Origin of the sequence: Sphingobacterium sp. 1.A.5 (genome assembly GCF_002734235.1) — a bacterium.
Classification (GTDB): Bacteria; Bacteroidota; Bacteroidia; order Sphingobacteriales; family Sphingobacteriaceae; genus Sphingobacterium; species Sphingobacterium daejeonense.
In genome coordinates, this window is sequence record NZ_PEBA01000023.1 from 203,013 (window position 1) to 220,630 (window position 17,618).

Genomic DNA, 17,618 nt, shown 5'->3' on the forward strand with positions numbered 1-17,618 from the left:
TTTCCTTGAATGTGGAGAGAAGAATATAGGGTTTAACAATTAGTGTGATTTTAGATAAATAAAAACTATGATTGATTGGTTTTAAATTACGCTCTATTCCATATTGAATGTTTACATATTAAGCAATTGAAGATTGATTTTTTAATCCTATTGTCTTTTCGAGAATTTGCTTGGCATCTTCTAAAAAGCGACTGTTTTCTTGATCCAACCTATTATAAATGGTTCTAATGTTGTTCTCAAGCTGAACCTTAATATTATTCCATTTCTGTTCTGATTGTTCTTTTATTTTTTCAGAAGGAGAACTCAGATCTTCGAGATATTTTTCTTGCAAAAAATTATAGGCAACAATCGTATTAATATAATTCGACATGGTTGGGTCGTAAGAATCTACATTATTGTTCAACAGTTGTTGATTGCTGAAAGTATTATTTTGTAAGGTTGACATAATCGAATTCTTGAGGTTAAAATAATATTCAAGCTATTACTCTCTTGATATATCAAATTTAAGGACTCAATCATTCAGTAGCTAGAGCGAAAAAACTGAAATTTAGGATTCAGTATTTATACGCAATCACTTACTTTTTGGGGACGAATATTTCATTGGCTAAGGCATATATTACTAACCCAACAGTGTTTTTCAATCCTAATTTATCTAATATCCGCTGTCTGTGACTTTCTACAGTACGCTTACTGAGAAACAATTGTTCAGCAATTTCTATATTGGTATATTCTTCACAGATTAAACGGATCACTTCAATTTCTCGTTCTGTCAATTGATCTTTTAGGTCAAATGATACTTTTTTATTTGGATTGTTTAGATATTGATGCAGTAATTGATAGTCTGACGCTGAAACATATACTCCAGTTTGATAAACAGTTTGAATAGCATTTTTTAATGTTTCGGTATCAATTACTTTAGGAAGAAACCCAGAGACTCCAAGCTTCAACATATGACCAATCATATTAGATTTATAATGAGAAGAAAGGATCAGGATTTTAACCTTGGGAAAATTTGGCAAAATTTTCTCTACCAACTCAAGCCCTGAGATTGGTTCCATCTGAATGTCCAAAAGTAGAATATCCGGAATTTCAATTTCAGGCAAGCTGTAGAAATCGTCCATTAAAGTGGATGAATCACTGTTTTTATAAACAACCTTACAATTTGGAATTCTTTCTATAAGCAGACTCAATCCTTCGATGAATAATGACTCATCATCCATTAATGCAATTTTAATCTCATTCATGACCTTCATGCTTAGAGAAAACCATAATTAACCTTGTTCCCTTTCCAATCGACGAGCTCAGCTTTGATTTACCATTAAGTAATTCTACCCTTGTATTCATATTCGAAAGACCCATTCCTTTTTTATTATCCATAGAAAACCCCCTCCCATTATCTTTCAATAAAAATGATATGTTAGTACCTGTATCTCTGATATAAATTTGCAATTTGTTTGCATGGGCGTGCTTAATAGTATTATTGACAAACTCCAGGATTATTCTGTAGACTTGAACTTCAAAGCTTAAAGGTCTTTCAGTATATGGCCGTAATAAGAATAGCTTATAATCATATCCGACAAGATTACTTTCCATTTCTTCTAACGTGAGTACCAATCCAAAATATTCTAGGTTCACCGGATACATTCTATGAGATATCTCTCGCGTTGTATCTATTAATCCGTCCAATTTTTCTCTAAAAACCAAAAATTGATCTGAATCCAATTGCTCCTGGAAACTGTTTAAATTAAGCTTAAGCACTTGCAATTTATTACCTAGTTCATCATGTAGCGTCCTTGCAATTCTTTTTCTTTCTTCTTCCTGCGTATTGATTGCCAATGCCTTCGAATCTACCTCAAATTGCAATTCCTGTTGATGTCTCAAATTATTCTCTTCTTGTAGTCTCCTATAATATTGATTATACAATAGGAAAACAAATACGACAATAATAATTGCCAATATCAACAATATAGAAATTTCATAGATCTCTATATAGATTTTCGCGTAGAGTAGAAATAATAAAGGCATACGGCATATAAACTACAAGACAATATATTATTGATGGACCATAAATATCCGGCATATTCTATGTTCAGAGATTGCAATTGATTTAATACAAGAAATAATATCGTTGATACAAAATAATAAAGAAAGAGGGCAAATTGCACATAAAACAATTTCTTAGAGTGGTTTTGATAACCTGCTTTCAATGAAAAGAGCAGACATCTTCCAAGTTCAAGCACAATAATAATATTCGATATTGGTTTGATCCATTTCATCCAAAAAATGGGTTGAAATTCATTGTACACTGAAGCGGCAATCAATAAAAGGAATGTTCCCAAATATAATTTTGAGAATTGATTTTTATGAGGTGCAAGACTGTTGGTGAAATTTGTTAATAGTAAGAGTTCCCCAGCTACAAAAATATTAAATAGGAATTTCATATCTGTAGCATACAGAAAGTAGATAAAGAGTTTTGATATGATTTCAATTGCCAACAAAAACATCAAGAACATCCTTAGATTTCTTCCTGGGTCGGAATATTTAAAATGGTCTTTAATATTCCAAATACTAGCCAAGAATAACATGACGTTAGAAATTCCTATGGTCACGTATAAAAACAACATAATTAATCTTCTTGAATCGTTAATTTATCCTTATCTCGACAGAATGGCGGGCATGGCTGAGACCAGTTGAAGACATTACTTTGAACAGATAAAAAGTTAGAATTTTCGAATAGTTCACTTTCATCTTGTACAAAAATGATGGTCGGAAGGAATTGATTATAAACCTTGGAATATTTAAATGCAAATAATGCGATTACATCACATTCTCCTGCTCCGATATCTTCAATCGGAACGGTAAACATATTGAAAATCCCTTCACCTTTTGACTCACTAACCTGTTTAAAGAACCAGTCAGCAGCATTATTTCTCCAATCTTCAATTTCTTTTAAAATAAGATCTTGACATTCGATATCATGTGATGGAAGAGGTAATTTTTCTTTGTTAATTTTAGAAATAACTTTTAGGTCTTTGGAAAGGATTGCAATTTTTGTCAGTGTAGTGACTTCTTTTTCTACAAATCTCAATTCCCTATCAAGCTCAGTTAAGTATGAAAATGGATATTCTTGGAGTTTGACATCTGCACCTGAGGCATCAATAGGAGAATAAATTAAAACAGCCTTGCGTTCATGTACTCCAACAAAAATATGAAAGTAATCTGCTTGGTTGTTTTTCTTAATCCATTGAATATCTTCCCTTGTAATTACGAAAACATTATTAGATGGAAAAAGCCGTAAAACTTCATTTAAATTTTTTTTAGAAGATTGCCACTTTTTGAGTGCTTTCTGACAGTCTTTTCTAGTTAGCATGATTGATTAGTTTAATTGTATAAATATACATAATCTATACCTGTCAAGCAATCAACCCATCCTATTATTTAAATTACAACATATTGATTATTAATAATTTATAGAATTATAATTATTCAATTTATAGATTTTTATATCATAATATTTTATAATTAATTTTAATAGTTAATCCAATGGATTAACTATTAAAATTTGTTTATATCTCGTAATGGAAAAATTTTTAATATGAAATCTATCCTCTCAAAAAATTCATTTTTAAAGTTTTAATTTAAAATCTTGTCCATTTTTCATCTGAGTCATTGGATTCGATTATTTTATCAATAAATTTCATTCCTCGGATTCCTTCTTCTATTCCTGGATATTCAGGGAAATCCACCTGTTGGTTATCTCCGTTAATTTCCTTCAAGAGTCTTACCGCAAAAGACTGATAGATATTTGCAAATGCTTCCAGATATCCTTCTGGATGTCCGGTTGGTGTTCGCGTAAATGCTGAGGTATATTTTGCTAAGGGATAGCCTTGGTTTCCACCGGTTCTATAAATCTGAATTGGTTGATCCACCCATTTAACCAGGAGTGTATTTGGTTCTTCCTGTCGCCATTCCAATCCAGCCTTTTCTCCATATATCCTCAATTTTAAGGCATTTTCTTCACCGGTTGCTACTTGCGAGGCACTTAAAACACCAGTTGCCCCATCCTCAAACTTAAGCAATACATCGCCGTCATCATCCAATAACCTTCCTTCTCCATAAATATTGAGGTTTGCGCATAGATGTGTAATTTTCAATCCTGAAACATGTTCAGCAAGGTGAGCAGCATGCGTACCTATATCTGCCATACAACCACTTTTACCACTTCTTTGAGGATCTGTTCTCCATGCTGCCTGAACACTGCCTGTATTTTCAATTCCTTTGCTCAACCAACCTTGTGGATATTCCACCATGATCTTACGAATTTTACCGATTTTATTTTGATCAACGAGTTCTTTTGCTTGCTTCACCATTGGATATCCTACATAGGTATGTGTCAGACATAGCATCATGCCTGTTTCTTCCACAACCTTTGCCAATTCCTCTGCTTCTTGGAGTGTAAATGTAACTGGCTTATCTATTACAACATGAAAGCCATTTTTCAACGCAAGGACTGCGGGTTCAAAATGAACGTTGTTTGGAGTTACGATTGACACAAAATCCATCCTGATATCTTCTGGCAATTCTCTTTCTCTCTCAATCATTTCCTGAAAAGAGGAGTAAACTCGATCAGAAGGAAGTGCAAGATCTTTCCCAGAATCAATTGCAACATCTGGCCGAGAGCTGAAAGCTCCACAAACCAAATCAATTTTTCCATCTAACAGAGCAGCAGATCGATGTACCGCTCCAATAAAAGAACCTTGTCCGCCACCAATCATTCCCATTCTCAATTTTCTATTTTCCATAATCAAACATTTAAACCAGTATTTATCGAAATTCAAAATTGCTTTTTTAAAAAGGTGAAGGACTAACAGATGTCCATCCACCATCCACCACTAAGGTCTGTCCAGTAATATGTCGAGCTTCATCACTCACCAAAAACAAAGCTGCCTGTGCGATATCATTAGGACTTGCAGCAGAGCCTATTGGAGTTAAATTAGCCCAGGTTCGAACATAATCAGGATCTTCCAATGTTCTTTCGGTCAATGTGGCTCCTGGTGCTATTGCATTCACATTAATTCCATAAGGTGATAATTCAAGGACCAAATGCTTAGCCAACAACTCAATCGCTGCTTTAGTCATCCCATAAGCAGCAAGATCTTTATGCGCCTGATGTCCTGTAACTGAAGAAGTGAACAAAATCGATCCTTTCTTTTTATTATCGATCAAATATTTGCCTGCAGCTTGAGCCAAGAAAAACGCTCCACCAATATTTACTTGTAAAACTTTATATAGATCCTCCGGCTTATAGTCCAAGAAACCACCGAATAATGTAATTCCAGCATTTGCCATCACAATGTCTAGTGAATTCGTCCGAGCTATAGCAAATTCCACAAGTTCCTTATTAAAATCAGCTTCAGCTACATCACCAGAAAAAGGTATACAAGTGCCTAACTGAGAAATTTCATTGGCTGCTTTCTCGCTTAATTCTAGGTCCACGTCATTTAAGATTACCGTAGCACCTTCAAGAACTAAACATTTGGCTATTTCATAGCCAATACCTTTGCCCGCACCAGTAACTATTGCTGTTTTATTTGCAAATCTTTTTTTATCCATTCTTATTTAATTATTAATGTGAATCTCTTAACACTTCACTGCCGGATCCTCCTTTTAAAAAGTCTAGGTCAGCTCCTAAATGCGATTGTTCAACATGATCCACATATAATTTGCAATATCCTCTTGTATATTTATTAAGGTCTAACTTTAAATTTTGTTTTCTTTTTGCCAATTCCTCATCTGCCACCAAAAGATTCAATTGTCTAGCTTTTACATCAAGTTCAATCATATCACCATTCTGCACAAATGCTAACATTCCACCTACTGCTGATTCTGGTGAGATATGCAGAACAACGGTTCCAAAACCTGTCCCGCTCATTCGACCATCTGAAATCCTCACCATATCGACAACTCCTTTATCCAATAGTTTTTTAGGGATCCCCATATTACCCACCTCGGGCATTCCGGGATAACCTTTAGGCCCTACATTTTTTAGCACCAAAACACTGTTTTCATCAACATCCAAATCTAAAGAGTCTATTTTGACTTTATAATCCTCTATATCTTCAAAAACAACTGCTTTACCAGTATGTTTCATGAGTGCTGGAGTTGCAGCAGAAGGTTTAATGACAGCGCCATTTTCACATAAATTTCCTTTCAATACAACAATGCCGGACAATGGATTGAAAGGATTTTCAATGGTTGATATAACGGTGTCGTTGAGGCTCTTTTTGTCTGAGCTATTATCTCCTACGGTTTTACCATTTACTGTCAGTGCATCTGTATTCAGGAATTTTTGAATACTATTCATGACAGCAGGAATTCCACCTGCATAATAAAGATCCTCCATAAAGAATTTCCCTGAAGGTTGTAGATTAGCAACTAATGGAACACCCTTAGAATATTTGTCAAAATCTTCAAGATCAAGCTCGACACCTATCCTACCGGCGATTGCCATCAAATGAATAGCAAAGTTGGTAGACCCACCTATAGCAGCGTTTACCATGATTGCATTTTCAAAAGCCTCGCGTTTCAGGATTTTAGACATTTTTAAATCTTCCTTAATCATTTCAACAATTCTTCTTCCTGACATTCTTGCCAATACTTTTCTATTCGCATCGACTGCAGGGATTGCTGCATTTCCTGGCAATGTCAATCCTAATGCTTCCACCATACTTGCCATCGATGATGCCGTACCCATTACAGCACAATGACCCGCACTCCGACACATTCCTGCCTCTGCTTGATTCATTTCCTCTTCTGTTATTGTGCCTTGTTTGGAAGCATCCGCAAAACGCCATACATCACTAGTACCTATATCCTTTCCTTGAAATTTACCAGTTAACATTGCTCCTCCAGAAACTACCAATGTAGGGAGGTCAACACTGCAGGCCCCCATCACCAAAGATGGAGTTGTTTTATCACAACCACATAACAATACCACACCATCAATTGGATTTGCCCGGATAGACTCTTCAACATCCATGCTCGCCAAATTCCTGAACAGCATGGCAGTTGGTTTCATCAATGTTTCCCCAAGTGACATCACTGGGAACTCAACAGGAAATCCCCCTGCTTCTAAAACTCCCTTTTTTACGGCCTCCGCCAAATCACGGAAATGAGCGTTACATGGGGTTAGTTCAGACCATGTATTACAGATCCCAATAACCGGCTTTCCTTCAAACATATCCGCAGGAATACCCTGATTCTTCATCCAGGCACGATAAATAAATCCGTCCTTTCCTTTTCTACCAAACCATTCTTTACTTCTGAGTTTCATAATTAGGTGTTTAAAATTTCTTATTAAATGCTTTCATCTCCATTCCTTTGGAGTCCATCTGAACCATAAATACTTTTCCACTATCAGGGTATTTTTCCAATTCAGTATCTGTCAGTCCTTTTCTTGAACTTGTTATAAATAAGGTGTCTAAATTTGGACCTACAAATGCACATGATGATACATGGGGAACAGGCAGATCGATTTTTGCAACCATTTTACCAGTATCAGTATCATAACCTACAACAGCAAATCCTCCCCAAATGGCTACCCATAATACTCCATTTAAATCCATTGCCATGCCATCCGGAAATCCAAGGTTTTCAGAAATCTGAATCTGCCTAGATGTAGCCCTCCATTCATTATTGTAAAGATTGTATTCTTTAATAATTCGACTCCCACTATCAGTATGATACATATTATTCGCAATAGGAGTCCAACAGGGACCATTTGAAATGCTCAGCTTCTCCAAAATTTTAATAATCTCGCCATTAGGTTTTAAATAAAATAAATCTCCTGCTCCTTCTTCATGATCAATATGAGTTGTACTGAACCATATATTTCCATCTGGATCTACTGCACCATCATTGCAGCGAGTTTCTTTCCAGTCTATATTCAGGTCATTAAATACTATACACGATTTTTTATTTAGATCATATTCTGCAAGACCTCCTTGTATAGTTGCCAACAAAAAATCATTTTGTCCCTCTATTTCAAATATGGCAGAAACCATTTTTGCATTCGGATAAGTAAAAACTTGTTTTTGATTCCAATTATATTCCAGGATTTGATCAGAAAGAATATCAACCCAAAAAACTGATTGACGCCCAATATGCCAAATTGGCCCCTCACCATGTTGGTTAATGGGAGAATGCAGGGTTTCAATCGTTTTTTGTGTATGCATAGTTTAGTTTATTTTGATACTTGGGTGATATAATTTACGGATTCTTTTACATCTTTTAAATTATCTTCCCAATCATGTTCACATTCTATGAAAACATACCCATCAAATTGTTGCCGTTTCAGTTCTTCAAAGATTTTGGGATAATCTATAATTCCAGTGCTGATATTGACATCTGTTGCATTTAGGTTTCCAAATGAGTCTAAATCTTTTACATGGACGCTGATTACATTTCCTTGAACTTTTTTCAAACATTCTACAGGGTCCAATCCACTACGTACCCAATGACCTATGTCAGCACAGATTTTCAGATTTTCTCTGTCTTTAATAGCTGCCAATGCAGAATCTGGATGCCAATATTTACTTAATCCTTTAGCATGCTCATGTATGGCGAACTTCATTTGATATTGACCAGCCATTCTATTGATATCATCTAGAAATTGAGGGTCAGGTTCACCAACCATAAATTTTAATCCAATTTTTTTTGCTTGATCAAATAGATGCTTCCATTCTTCTAGAGTCTTGGCATCAGCATAGATAGACGGCATGGTCATCTTAGTTGAATCTAAGGTTTTCTTAAGTTGTCCAACTTCTTCATCAGATAGGTCTAACAATCTTTTTGTTCCAAATTGTCCTCCCAGTTCATGGAATGAAAATCCCTCCACTAAATTAACATCTGCTGACTTAGCCTTTTCCACAGCATCAACAAATGAAAATTTATTGAAAGAGTATAACGCAACTCCAATCTTGATGTTTGAAGGAGTTTCCTTTTTTATATTAGAACAACTGAAGGTGAGAGTTGAAATACATATTAATAACAGATTAAAGGCAATTTATTTTAAGCTATTAATTTTCATGACATTTGTGGTTTAGGCTGCTGCAAAAAATTGCGAGCAATAATTGTATATCATTAAAAATACATAATAAAAAAACACCTTTATAAAGTTTAAAGGTGTTTTTATGAAATAATTTAGATACTTATAAATTATTTAACTCTTCAGTTTATCAATAGATTCAAATGCGCCGCTTTTTTTCAACAGCCACATTCCCAATTTTTCTTCAGCCACTCCTTCTTTGATTTTATATGTAAAAATAGGGAGTCCTTCGGGGTCACTTTCAATATTCATTTTGAAAAACCCTATGGATGGAATATGTTCCAGTTCTTTTGAAAGTTCAGTGATATGGGATGAAACAATTACATAAGGTCCGTCTACAGAGGCAAGATTTTCAAGCACTCTCAAGATTGCGTTTGAGGCGTCGCTGTGGTTAGTCCCCTTAAAGAGCTCATCTAGGATGATAACGGCATTTGAGTCTTTGGGCAATTGGTCTACTATGGTTTTCAGACGCATGGCCTCTACATAAAAGTGGCTATACCCAAGTTCTAGATTATCCTGTAAATTGATACTTGTAAATACTCCATCGATTAAATCCGTTTTTATAGATTCCGCAGGAACAGGAAATCCAATATGCGTAAGATAAAGAGCCGTTGAAATGGTTTTTATAATAGAAGATTTTCCGGCCATATTTGCTCCTGTCAAAAACCAAATCTTTTTGTCCCTTTCCATTCTGACATCGTTTACCACTGGATTTTTATGAAAGATATGATATACTCCATTCATTTCTATAACTCCGGTTTCGTTTTTTGGAAATACCTCTGGATAGCAGAAATTATGAGCTTTAGAGACTTTGGCAACAGAAAGGAAGGCATCAATTTCATAAAAGAATTCAATTATCTTCTTGATTTTAGGTGCCAATGTGTATCGGATCATTTTATCAAAATTCTCAATATTAAATATATTGATCCTTAATTTATCAGCATCATATTTCTTTTTCTTAAAGATCAAGGAAAGACAATCTTCAATCAACTGAATAATATTTTCAACATCTGGATAAGCTACATCTTGATTGATTTTCTTATAATAATTCTGACATTTAATCATAAAATCACAGGCTTCTTGTATGGATCTCTTTTTATAATAATATGCCGGAGTTCTGACTCCTATAAAATCCATCAGTGTTAATGAGGCGGCCCGTCCGGAATGAGATGATTTCACATATTTCTCTAAATCCTTTACTATCACCCGATAAAAAAGGAAGTCTTCATCTGCAACAGGTTCCAATCGGCGGATTTTGATCTGCCTATCTTTAATAATATTGACATCTAGCACGGGGTTATAAAAGATATCCATTAGATAGAACATGCCTCCATCTGTGATGGTATTGTCAAAAAATTCTAAAATGGTACGGCTATGTCTATCCCGGAGTTGAATGTCTTTTAGAGTTTGTTCATCAATTAAAAATTTATCGCTCATAATATGTGATTTGACAGATGCAGGTTTTATAAGGTATTCAAACAATTTTTTGATGTATAATTAAAAATACAATTTTCAATTTAGGAAATGGTGATAATAATGTTTTATTATTATTTGCATTTAAAAAATCAGTCATCAATTTTTTATAAATGATGCAAATGGATTAAAAAATGCACAGGAAAAAATTAAAAAATATACAATCTTATATTTTCAGAGAAGTCAAAGCTCGGTAATCACCTTTATTTTTTAATAAAATTTAAACAACACAGTACTTAACTATTTAAATTTTAAACTATTACTCCCTGTTTAACTTATTAATTAAATTATTAGTAGATATTTTACTACATAAATTCATTAAAATGGCATGAATTTTTCTTTTAGAGAATTAAAAAGTTCTATTATGAAATTATTACAGATTGACAGTACCCTTCCCGTAGCAAGCGGCCTTCTCGACCAAGGCAGCATATGGATGGAGAAGATTAAAGACATGGCTCTTGCCTACGCTCCGAAAGTACTTGGCGCTATTTTGGTCTATTTAATTGGACAATGGCTTATTGGTCGTATCGGCGCAATTATCAAAAAGATGCTATCGAACAAGAATTTCGATGTTTCCCTTCAAAAATTCTTGGTATCAATTGTCAAGGTTACATTAACTATTCTGATGTTCCTTGCTATAATTGGCATGTTGGGAGTAAATATTACAAGTTTTGCTGCACTATTGGCTGGAGCAGGTCTTGCTATCGGGGCAGCACTGAATGGATCATTGGGAAATTTAGCAGGTGGTGTTATGTTAATGGTTTTTAAACCTTTCAAAGTAGGCGATTTAATTGAAGCACAAGACAGTTTGGGTCTTGTCACTGAAATTGGAATTTTTAATACTACCATCCTTTCTCCAGAAAATAAAACAATTATTCTTCCAAACGGAGCCCTTTCAACAGGTGTAATTACTAACTATAATACTCATGGTAATCTAAGGGTAGATTTGAAAATGGCTATTTCAGTTAATCAAAATATCGATCAGGCCAGAGAAGTTGCTATTGGGGCTATGAAGCAACATGCTATGGTATTGGCAGAACCTACTCCTGAAGTAAGCGTATTAGAAGTTGCCGATGGCATGACTACATTGGCAATCAGACCCTACACTACCCAAGACAATTATTGGACAGTTTATTTTGAAGTTCAAGAATTAGTAAAAAAAGCTTTTGACAGTAATAACATTGAAGGACCAATCCCTCATAATGTCATTGTCAACAGATCAAACAATTAGACTAAACTACATATATTTATATCCAAGTTACCCCGACCATTGTTGGGGTTTCTTATTTTATAAAATCTTAGATTTTACTTGCCAAATTTTTTAATAAAATCCCCGGGAGTACAATTATGAAAAGCCTTGAATTGTTTTACAAAATAGCTTAAGGAACTGAATCCTGTCTGATAGGCTACGTCAGAAATATTTGAATCTGCCTGCAACAATAAATTCCGGGCATTCACCATTCTTTCTTGTAGGATATATGCTCCAGGTGTTTTTCCACAATAGGTTTCAAACATTCTGTGCAAGGTACTTTTGCTACAGTTGCCAACCTTCATCAAAATTTCTGAGCTCAATGTCTGCCCTAAATTTTCCTTAATATAATTCTTGATAACATGCAACTGGCTCTTTGCAGTAATGCTATTCTGTTCTTTTAAGTGTTCCTTTTGGGATTCAATTATGCGAATCAGCAAAGACTTCAACAATAAGTCACTCAAAGGAAGGTTAGGTTCGTCTTGAGTAGCGACATGTAACAGTTCGTTGAATGCACGGACCAAGCCTGAATTATTGTTGAAGTGAAAGTTCGAAAAATCCAAAGTCCAGTCTTGGCCTTCTGGATAATTAATATTCAAGAATTTCAATTGACTTTCAAGGGAGTCCTTTGAGATCAGGATGGTTGCACACTGGACTGGATTTTTAAGATCTGCCTCTGGAAAATCAGCGAAAATAGTCTCTCCTTCAGGCAATATTAGTGAAGAACCAGGCAAGAATTTAAAGGTTTCCCCTTCTTTGGTGTAAACTGTTTTATGCCCCCGGATCATACTTGAAATGGACAGGCCTTCATAGGTGATTTTCACTTTGGTAGATGACTGGAACGTTTCAAAAATATTGACCTCAAACTCGCCACAATCGAAACGTGTTTGATGCTCTTGCCCACTTCGTAGATGTTCGGGAGTTTGAATGGACAATAGGTCGATGGTATTACTCATAACAACTATTGATTAACGGTAACATAAAGTTAAAATTTTATTTTGGGACTATAGTAATACTTAATGAAACTATACTTACACAATCCTTCTTGCACATAGAATAACTTTATGGATATAAACTTAAAATTTAAAAACTATGAGTAACATCACATTAGAGCAAGCACGAAAAGTTGTGGATGCTGCTATTAAAAAATCGGAAGAATTAGGCGTAAAAATGAATATTGCTGTTGTAGATGCTGGCACCAATCTGGTTGCTTTCAACAAAATGGACGATGCTTGGTTGGGTTCAATTGATATTTCCCAAAAGAAAGCTCGTACAGCTAGGTATTTCAATATGGACACTGGCGAGATTGGCAAACTTTCTCAACCCGGGGGTTCACTATACAACATCGAACATTCCAACAATGGGTTGATTACATTCCCTGGTGGCGTGGTAATCAAAGATGGAAGTGGCAATATCATCGGAGCCGTAGGTGTCAGTGGAAGTACGGTTGAGGATGACCATGCTGTAGCGTCAGCTGGAGCTTCTGCACTGTAATTTAAATCAATTTTTAAACACTTAAACTCAAAAGTTATGTGTCAAAATCATGGAGTTGTGTACATGGGTCCAGGCGAGGTTCAAGTACAAGAAATAGATTATCCTAAATTGGCATTAGGAGATCGAAAATGTGAACACGGGGTTATACTAAAAATTGTTTCCACGAATATCTGTGGTTCGGATCAGCATATGGTTCGAGGCAGAACAACTGCTTCCGCAGGCCTTGTCTTAGGGCATGAGATTACGGGCCAAGTTGTGGAGGTAGGTAGAGATGTGGAATTTATAAAAGTTGGAGATATTGTTTCAGTACCTTTCAACATTGCTTGCGGAAGATGTAGGAACTGTAAGGAAGGCAAGACAGGAATTTGTTTGAATGTAAATCCTTCGCGTCCTGGCGCGGCTTACGGCTATGTGGACATGGGCGGATGGGTCGGAGGACAAGCTGAATATGTAATGGTTCCGTACGCGGATTTCAACCTGTTGAAATTTCCAGACAACGACCAAGCATTAGCTTACATCAAGGACCTGACTATGCTTTCCGACATCTTCCCTACTGGATTTCACGGTGCTGTTTCAGCAGGTGTTGGTCCAGGTTCGGTTGTATATGTTGCGGGTGCTGGCCCAGTAGGATTGGCATGTGCTGCAAGTTGCCATTTGCTGGGGGCAGCAGTTGTCATAGTTGGCGACCTTAATGAGGAAAGATTGGAACAAGCTAGAAGTTTTGGCTGTGAAACCGTAAACCTTAACACAGATGTAGAACTTGCAGATCAAATAGCAGCTATTGTCGGAGTACCAGAAGTAGACTGTTTTGTTGATTGTGTCGGTTTTGAAGCTAGAGCGCATTCCCATGGCGGCAGTTCTGAAGAGCAACCTGCGGTTGTATTAAATCAAGCTATGGAAATTACGCGCGCAGGTGGAGCAATAGGAATTCCAGGTCTTTATGTGACTGAAGATCCCGGAGCCGTAGACGGAGCTGCAAAACAAGGAAACCTAAAAATAAGGTTTGGTTTAGGTTGGGCGAAATCTCACTGCTTCCATACTGGCCAATGTCCGGTGATGAAATATCACCGTCAATTGATGAATGCCATACTATATGATAAAATTAAGATTGCAGATGCGGTTAATGTACAGGTGATATCATTGAATGATGCACCACAAGGATATGCTGACTTCGACAAAGGAGCAGCTAGGAAATACGTGATCGATCCGCACGGAATGATTAGAGCATAATTGTTTGCATAGTACCAATCTAAGGCAAGGAGCTCGCAGATTTTTTCCTTGCCTTTTTTTAAAACTATGCAATAACACATAAAAATTTTTGACCTTTCCGAAGACTATTATCTTTAATAATAGTTAAGGACTACATCTACATTTACACATGAAAACAAAACCTCAACAATAGTTGAGGTTTTTTAAATTAATTACGATTGAAAAAAACAATTCTCAGACTTGAGATAAATGCTAAATAATGTTAAATCAATTTCTCCTGAATTAAATTTCATTTTTAAGTATTAATTTAGGGTAACCAAATCTAGCCTTTATGCCGAAATTCTACCTGACCTTTTTACTGAGTATTATACTTTCACTTTCTTATGCCCAAAACAATGCAACGATTAAAGGCGCTGTTTTTGATTTTGAGAGAAAACCTTTAGAAAAAGCAACTGTTAGCATAGTCTCAGAACAAGATTCCATAGTATTGACATACGGCCTTACAAACTCAAAGGGAGAATTCGATCTAGTCAGAATTCCAACTAATAAAAATCTAGTATTCTTTATATCTCATGTTAATAGTTTACCATTTAGCAGGCGATTGAATCTAAAACCCAATGAAAAATTAAATCTTGATAGTATAATTTTAGGAGGTAATTCCATTGAGGAGATTCAAATCACTGTTTCACCTCCTATCCGAATGAACGGAGATACATTAGAATATAAGGCTGAATATTTTAAAACTCGCCCAAACGCTACTGTTGAGGAACTTTTGAGCATTTTACCAGGACTTCAAGTAAATGCTGATGGTTCTATTATTTATCAAGGGAGAGAAGTGACTGGAATTCGGGTTAACAATAAAGATTTTTTTGCTCAAGATTTGAAGATTGCAACCAAGAATCTTGATGCGTCCTTAATCGATATTGTCCAATTTATTAAGGATAAAGGAGAATCTAAGAGAGAAATTATAGATGATTCAGAGCTTCCTATCGTCTTAAACCTAAAAATGAAAAAGGAGTTTCTCAAAGCTAATTTCGGAAAATTTTACGGAGGTGCTGCCACCCGTGACAGATACGAATCAGGAGCTTTGGTGAATACCTTCAGAGATACGCTTCAGGTAAGTTTTATAGGTTTTGCGAACAACATCAACAGACAGGGATTTGATTATTCAGAATTAAGTGAACATGGTGGAATGGGTAGAGCCGAAAACCATAATTATGTCAGTTATGGGAGCAACGGTCTTATGAATCAAATATCTGCCGGCATTAACTTGAACTATGACATTAAGAAAAAATTAAAGACCAATCTCATGTACAATTTTCGTCAGAATGACTTTTACGATGACAGTGAAAATAACTCTGAAATTTTCTTGAATGACATTCAAGAAAATTCTACTGGGAAATCGAATAACGAAAACCAAAATTCCAATCATGAACTCAGAGCTTTGATAAGGTACCATATCGACACAACCTCGCAAATATCCTATTCTACGAACCTAAACAATAATAAACATACTTCTAATTATTCGGGTTCGTCAAATAGATGGAGAGGAGAAAATATTTCGATACTAGAAGGCAATAACAATTCCGTCTCCAACAACCACAGCAACAACTTTAATCATAATTTTAATTACGAAAAGAAATTCAAGAACAAATGGTTTTTAAGCATTAACAATTCAATAAGTAGCCGTGATGGCAAGGTAAATCGCGATAATATAACCAACGAACGGTACTATTTATTTAATGACAGTCTTATTAACCAACATCAAATATTGAACTCTACGACAGGATATTTAAATTTAGAAAACAGAGTAAATATTCAGATTCCAATAAAGAAAAAAGCAAATATTGATTTTTATGGAAGACAAATAATAAATAATCAAAAATCCGTCGAGGATATACAGAATAAAGTTAATTCGGACATTTTCCAGGAAAGAAATGATATAGCTAACAATAAAGGTCTAAAGATCAACACCTATCAGATAGGGACAAGATGGAATATCACCGCAGTAAAGGACCTACCAATAACCTTAGGCATCAAATGGCATTATGTATCAAATTATTTTGATTATTATCAAAAACTAGAAAATATTAAAGATAAGAATACTTATTGGCTACCTGATTTAAGATTATCGTTTAAAGGATTTGTTTTCCAATATGAACGTTCTGTTGAAAACCAATTTTTTAATAGAATAATCACAGTCAATTCTGACCTGTCACCAACCTATACAACTTTAGCAAGCCCTTATTTTGAAAATTCTATTCACAATAAATTTTCTGTACGCTATCAAAAAACCTTCACCAAATCAAAAATCAATTTTTCCACTTACATTTCGCAAAATAATGAGTCAAACAGTATTGGAAATATTTCAACATACAATATTGAAAACAGTTTTTCTACAAACGGCGCATATCAATCCGGGCCAACTAAAAATAGAAATTTCAATCTTTCTTTATCCAAAACATTTTTACAGAATAAAGATTGGAACCTCAGCTATCGTACTTATGTCTATGCTAGCATATTTAATAATTATGCTATAGTTAATGGAGAGGAAAATAAATCTGACATGACCTATGGTTCATGGAATAATACGATCACTTTTAGTTATAAGAAAGCTTTTACTTTCACTCCAATGTATGCTTATGGACTTAACAGCACAAAATTCAAATTTAGCTCTGAAAACTTTAGAAATGTAAATAATGATTCTCATAGTATCGGGGCTACTTTATTATTGAACAATGTCAAAAAGTTCAGATTAGAAAGTTCATACACGATCAAAAATCAGGTTGTTGGGGTTAATGAACAAAGACAAAATCTCCATTTAGTCAATGCATCAATTTATTACCCAGTTTTCGGAAAAGGAGAATTGAAATTATCAGCGTTTGATATCCTGAATCAAAATGTTTCCAATTATTACGGGTCAGGCGGGAATAGAACATATTTCTTTAGGACCTCGACACTTCGACAATATTTTATGCTTGGATTAGTCTATAAATTCTTAACTACTGACAATAAAAAATAAATTAGGAACAGAACAAATAACACTAATTCTGTTATAAAACAGAATTTAATATTGGTTAAAAATAA

16 protein-coding genes are annotated in these 17,618 nt (G+C 35.0%); 4 read left to right on the forward strand and 12 right to left on the reverse strand.

Annotated features, from left to right (window positions below; translation table 11 throughout):
- Positions 1-118: 118 nt before the first annotated feature.
- From CRT24_RS11405 to CRT24_RS11455, 11 genes are all read right to left on the reverse strand, one after another.
- Entirely contained in the window at positions 119-445 is a 327-nt protein-coding gene (locus tag CRT24_RS11405; protein WP_099371361.1) for a hypothetical protein, read from the reverse strand.
- A 130-nt stretch (positions 446-575) separates the two neighbouring features.
- Complete coding sequence (locus CRT24_RS11410; RefSeq protein ID WP_218962616.1) at positions 576-1,244, reverse strand: response regulator transcription factor; 669 nt, start codon at positions 1,242-1,244, stop codon at positions 576-578.
- Positions 1,237-2,025, reverse strand: coding sequence for a sensor histidine kinase (locus CRT24_RS11415; RefSeq protein WP_099371363.1), 789 nt, complete (start codon positions 2,023-2,025; stop codon positions 1,237-1,239). The genes CRT24_RS11410 and CRT24_RS11415 overlap by 8 nt, the downstream gene beginning before the upstream one ends.
- Entirely contained in the window at positions 1,986-2,624 is a 639-nt protein-coding gene (locus CRT24_RS11420; protein WP_144034569.1) for a hypothetical protein, read from the reverse strand. The genes CRT24_RS11415 and CRT24_RS11420 overlap by 40 nt, the downstream gene beginning before the upstream one ends.
- 2 nt (positions 2,625-2,626) lie before the next feature.
- Entirely contained in the window at positions 2,627-3,370 is a 744-nt protein-coding gene (locus tag CRT24_RS11425) for a hypothetical protein (protein WP_099371365.1), read from the reverse strand.
- A gap of 268 nt (positions 3,371-3,638) precedes the next feature.
- On the reverse strand, positions 3,639-4,802 hold the full coding sequence (locus CRT24_RS11430; RefSeq protein WP_099371366.1) for a Gfo/Idh/MocA family protein: 1,164 nt from the start codon (positions 4,800-4,802) through the stop codon (positions 3,639-3,641).
- A 46-nt stretch (positions 4,803-4,848) separates the two neighbouring features.
- Positions 4,849-5,613 carry an SDR family NAD(P)-dependent oxidoreductase gene (locus CRT24_RS11435; RefSeq protein ID WP_099371367.1) on the reverse strand — a complete coding sequence of 255 codons (765 nt, stop codon included), beginning with the start codon at positions 5,611-5,613 and terminating at the stop codon, positions 4,849-4,851.
- A gap of 13 nt (positions 5,614-5,626) precedes the next feature.
- Complete coding sequence (locus CRT24_RS11440; protein WP_099371368.1) at positions 5,627-7,333, reverse strand: IlvD/Edd family dehydratase; 1,707 nt, start codon at positions 7,331-7,333, stop codon at positions 5,627-5,629.
- 10 nt (positions 7,334-7,343) lie between these two features.
- Positions 7,344-8,234 (reverse strand): SMP-30/gluconolactonase/LRE family protein, encoded by an 891-nt coding sequence (locus tag CRT24_RS11445; protein WP_099371369.1) that lies wholly within the window; start codon positions 8,232-8,234, stop codon positions 7,344-7,346.
- Positions 8,235-8,242: 8 nt separating this feature from the next.
- The gene (locus CRT24_RS11450) at positions 8,243-8,929 is read right to left on the reverse strand and encodes a sugar phosphate isomerase/epimerase (protein WP_180269121.1); all 687 of its coding nucleotides are present in this window, start codon (positions 8,927-8,929) and stop codon (positions 8,243-8,245) included.
- 291 nt (positions 8,930-9,220) lie between these two features.
- Positions 9,221-10,543: a hypothetical protein gene (locus tag CRT24_RS11455; RefSeq protein ID WP_144034570.1), complete on the reverse strand. Its 1,323-nt coding sequence runs from the start codon at positions 10,541-10,543 to the stop codon at positions 9,221-9,223.
- A gap of 400 nt (positions 10,544-10,943) precedes the next feature.
- On the opposite strand from CRT24_RS11455, the gene CRT24_RS11460 reads away from it, so the two are divergent.
- The gene (locus tag CRT24_RS11460) at positions 10,944-11,810 is read left to right on the forward strand and encodes a mechanosensitive ion channel family protein (RefSeq protein ID WP_218962617.1); all 867 of its coding nucleotides are present in this window, start codon (positions 10,944-10,946) and stop codon (positions 11,808-11,810) included.
- 74 nt (positions 11,811-11,884) lie between these two features.
- Here CRT24_RS11460 and CRT24_RS11465 read toward each other — a convergent pair whose 3' ends face one another.
- Complete coding sequence (locus CRT24_RS11465; RefSeq protein WP_099371372.1) at positions 11,885-12,784, reverse strand: helix-turn-helix domain-containing protein; 900 nt, start codon at positions 12,782-12,784, stop codon at positions 11,885-11,887.
- Positions 12,785-12,920: 136 nt separating this feature from the next.
- Between CRT24_RS11465 and CRT24_RS11470 the strand changes: the two genes are divergently transcribed.
- From CRT24_RS11470 to CRT24_RS11480, 3 genes are all read left to right on the forward strand, one after another.
- Entirely contained in the window at positions 12,921-13,322 is a 402-nt protein-coding gene (locus CRT24_RS11470; RefSeq protein WP_099371373.1) for a heme-binding protein, read from the forward strand.
- A gap of 36 nt (positions 13,323-13,358) precedes the next feature.
- Positions 13,359-14,552 (forward strand): formaldehyde dehydrogenase, glutathione-independent, encoded by a 1,194-nt coding sequence (fdhA, locus tag CRT24_RS11475; RefSeq protein ID WP_099371374.1) that lies wholly within the window; start codon positions 13,359-13,361, stop codon positions 14,550-14,552.
- Positions 14,553-14,862: 310 nt separating this feature from the next.
- Positions 14,863-17,553, forward strand: coding sequence for a hypothetical protein (locus CRT24_RS11480; protein WP_099371375.1), 2,691 nt, complete (start codon positions 14,863-14,865; stop codon positions 17,551-17,553).
- Positions 17,554-17,618: the final 65 nt, after the last annotated feature.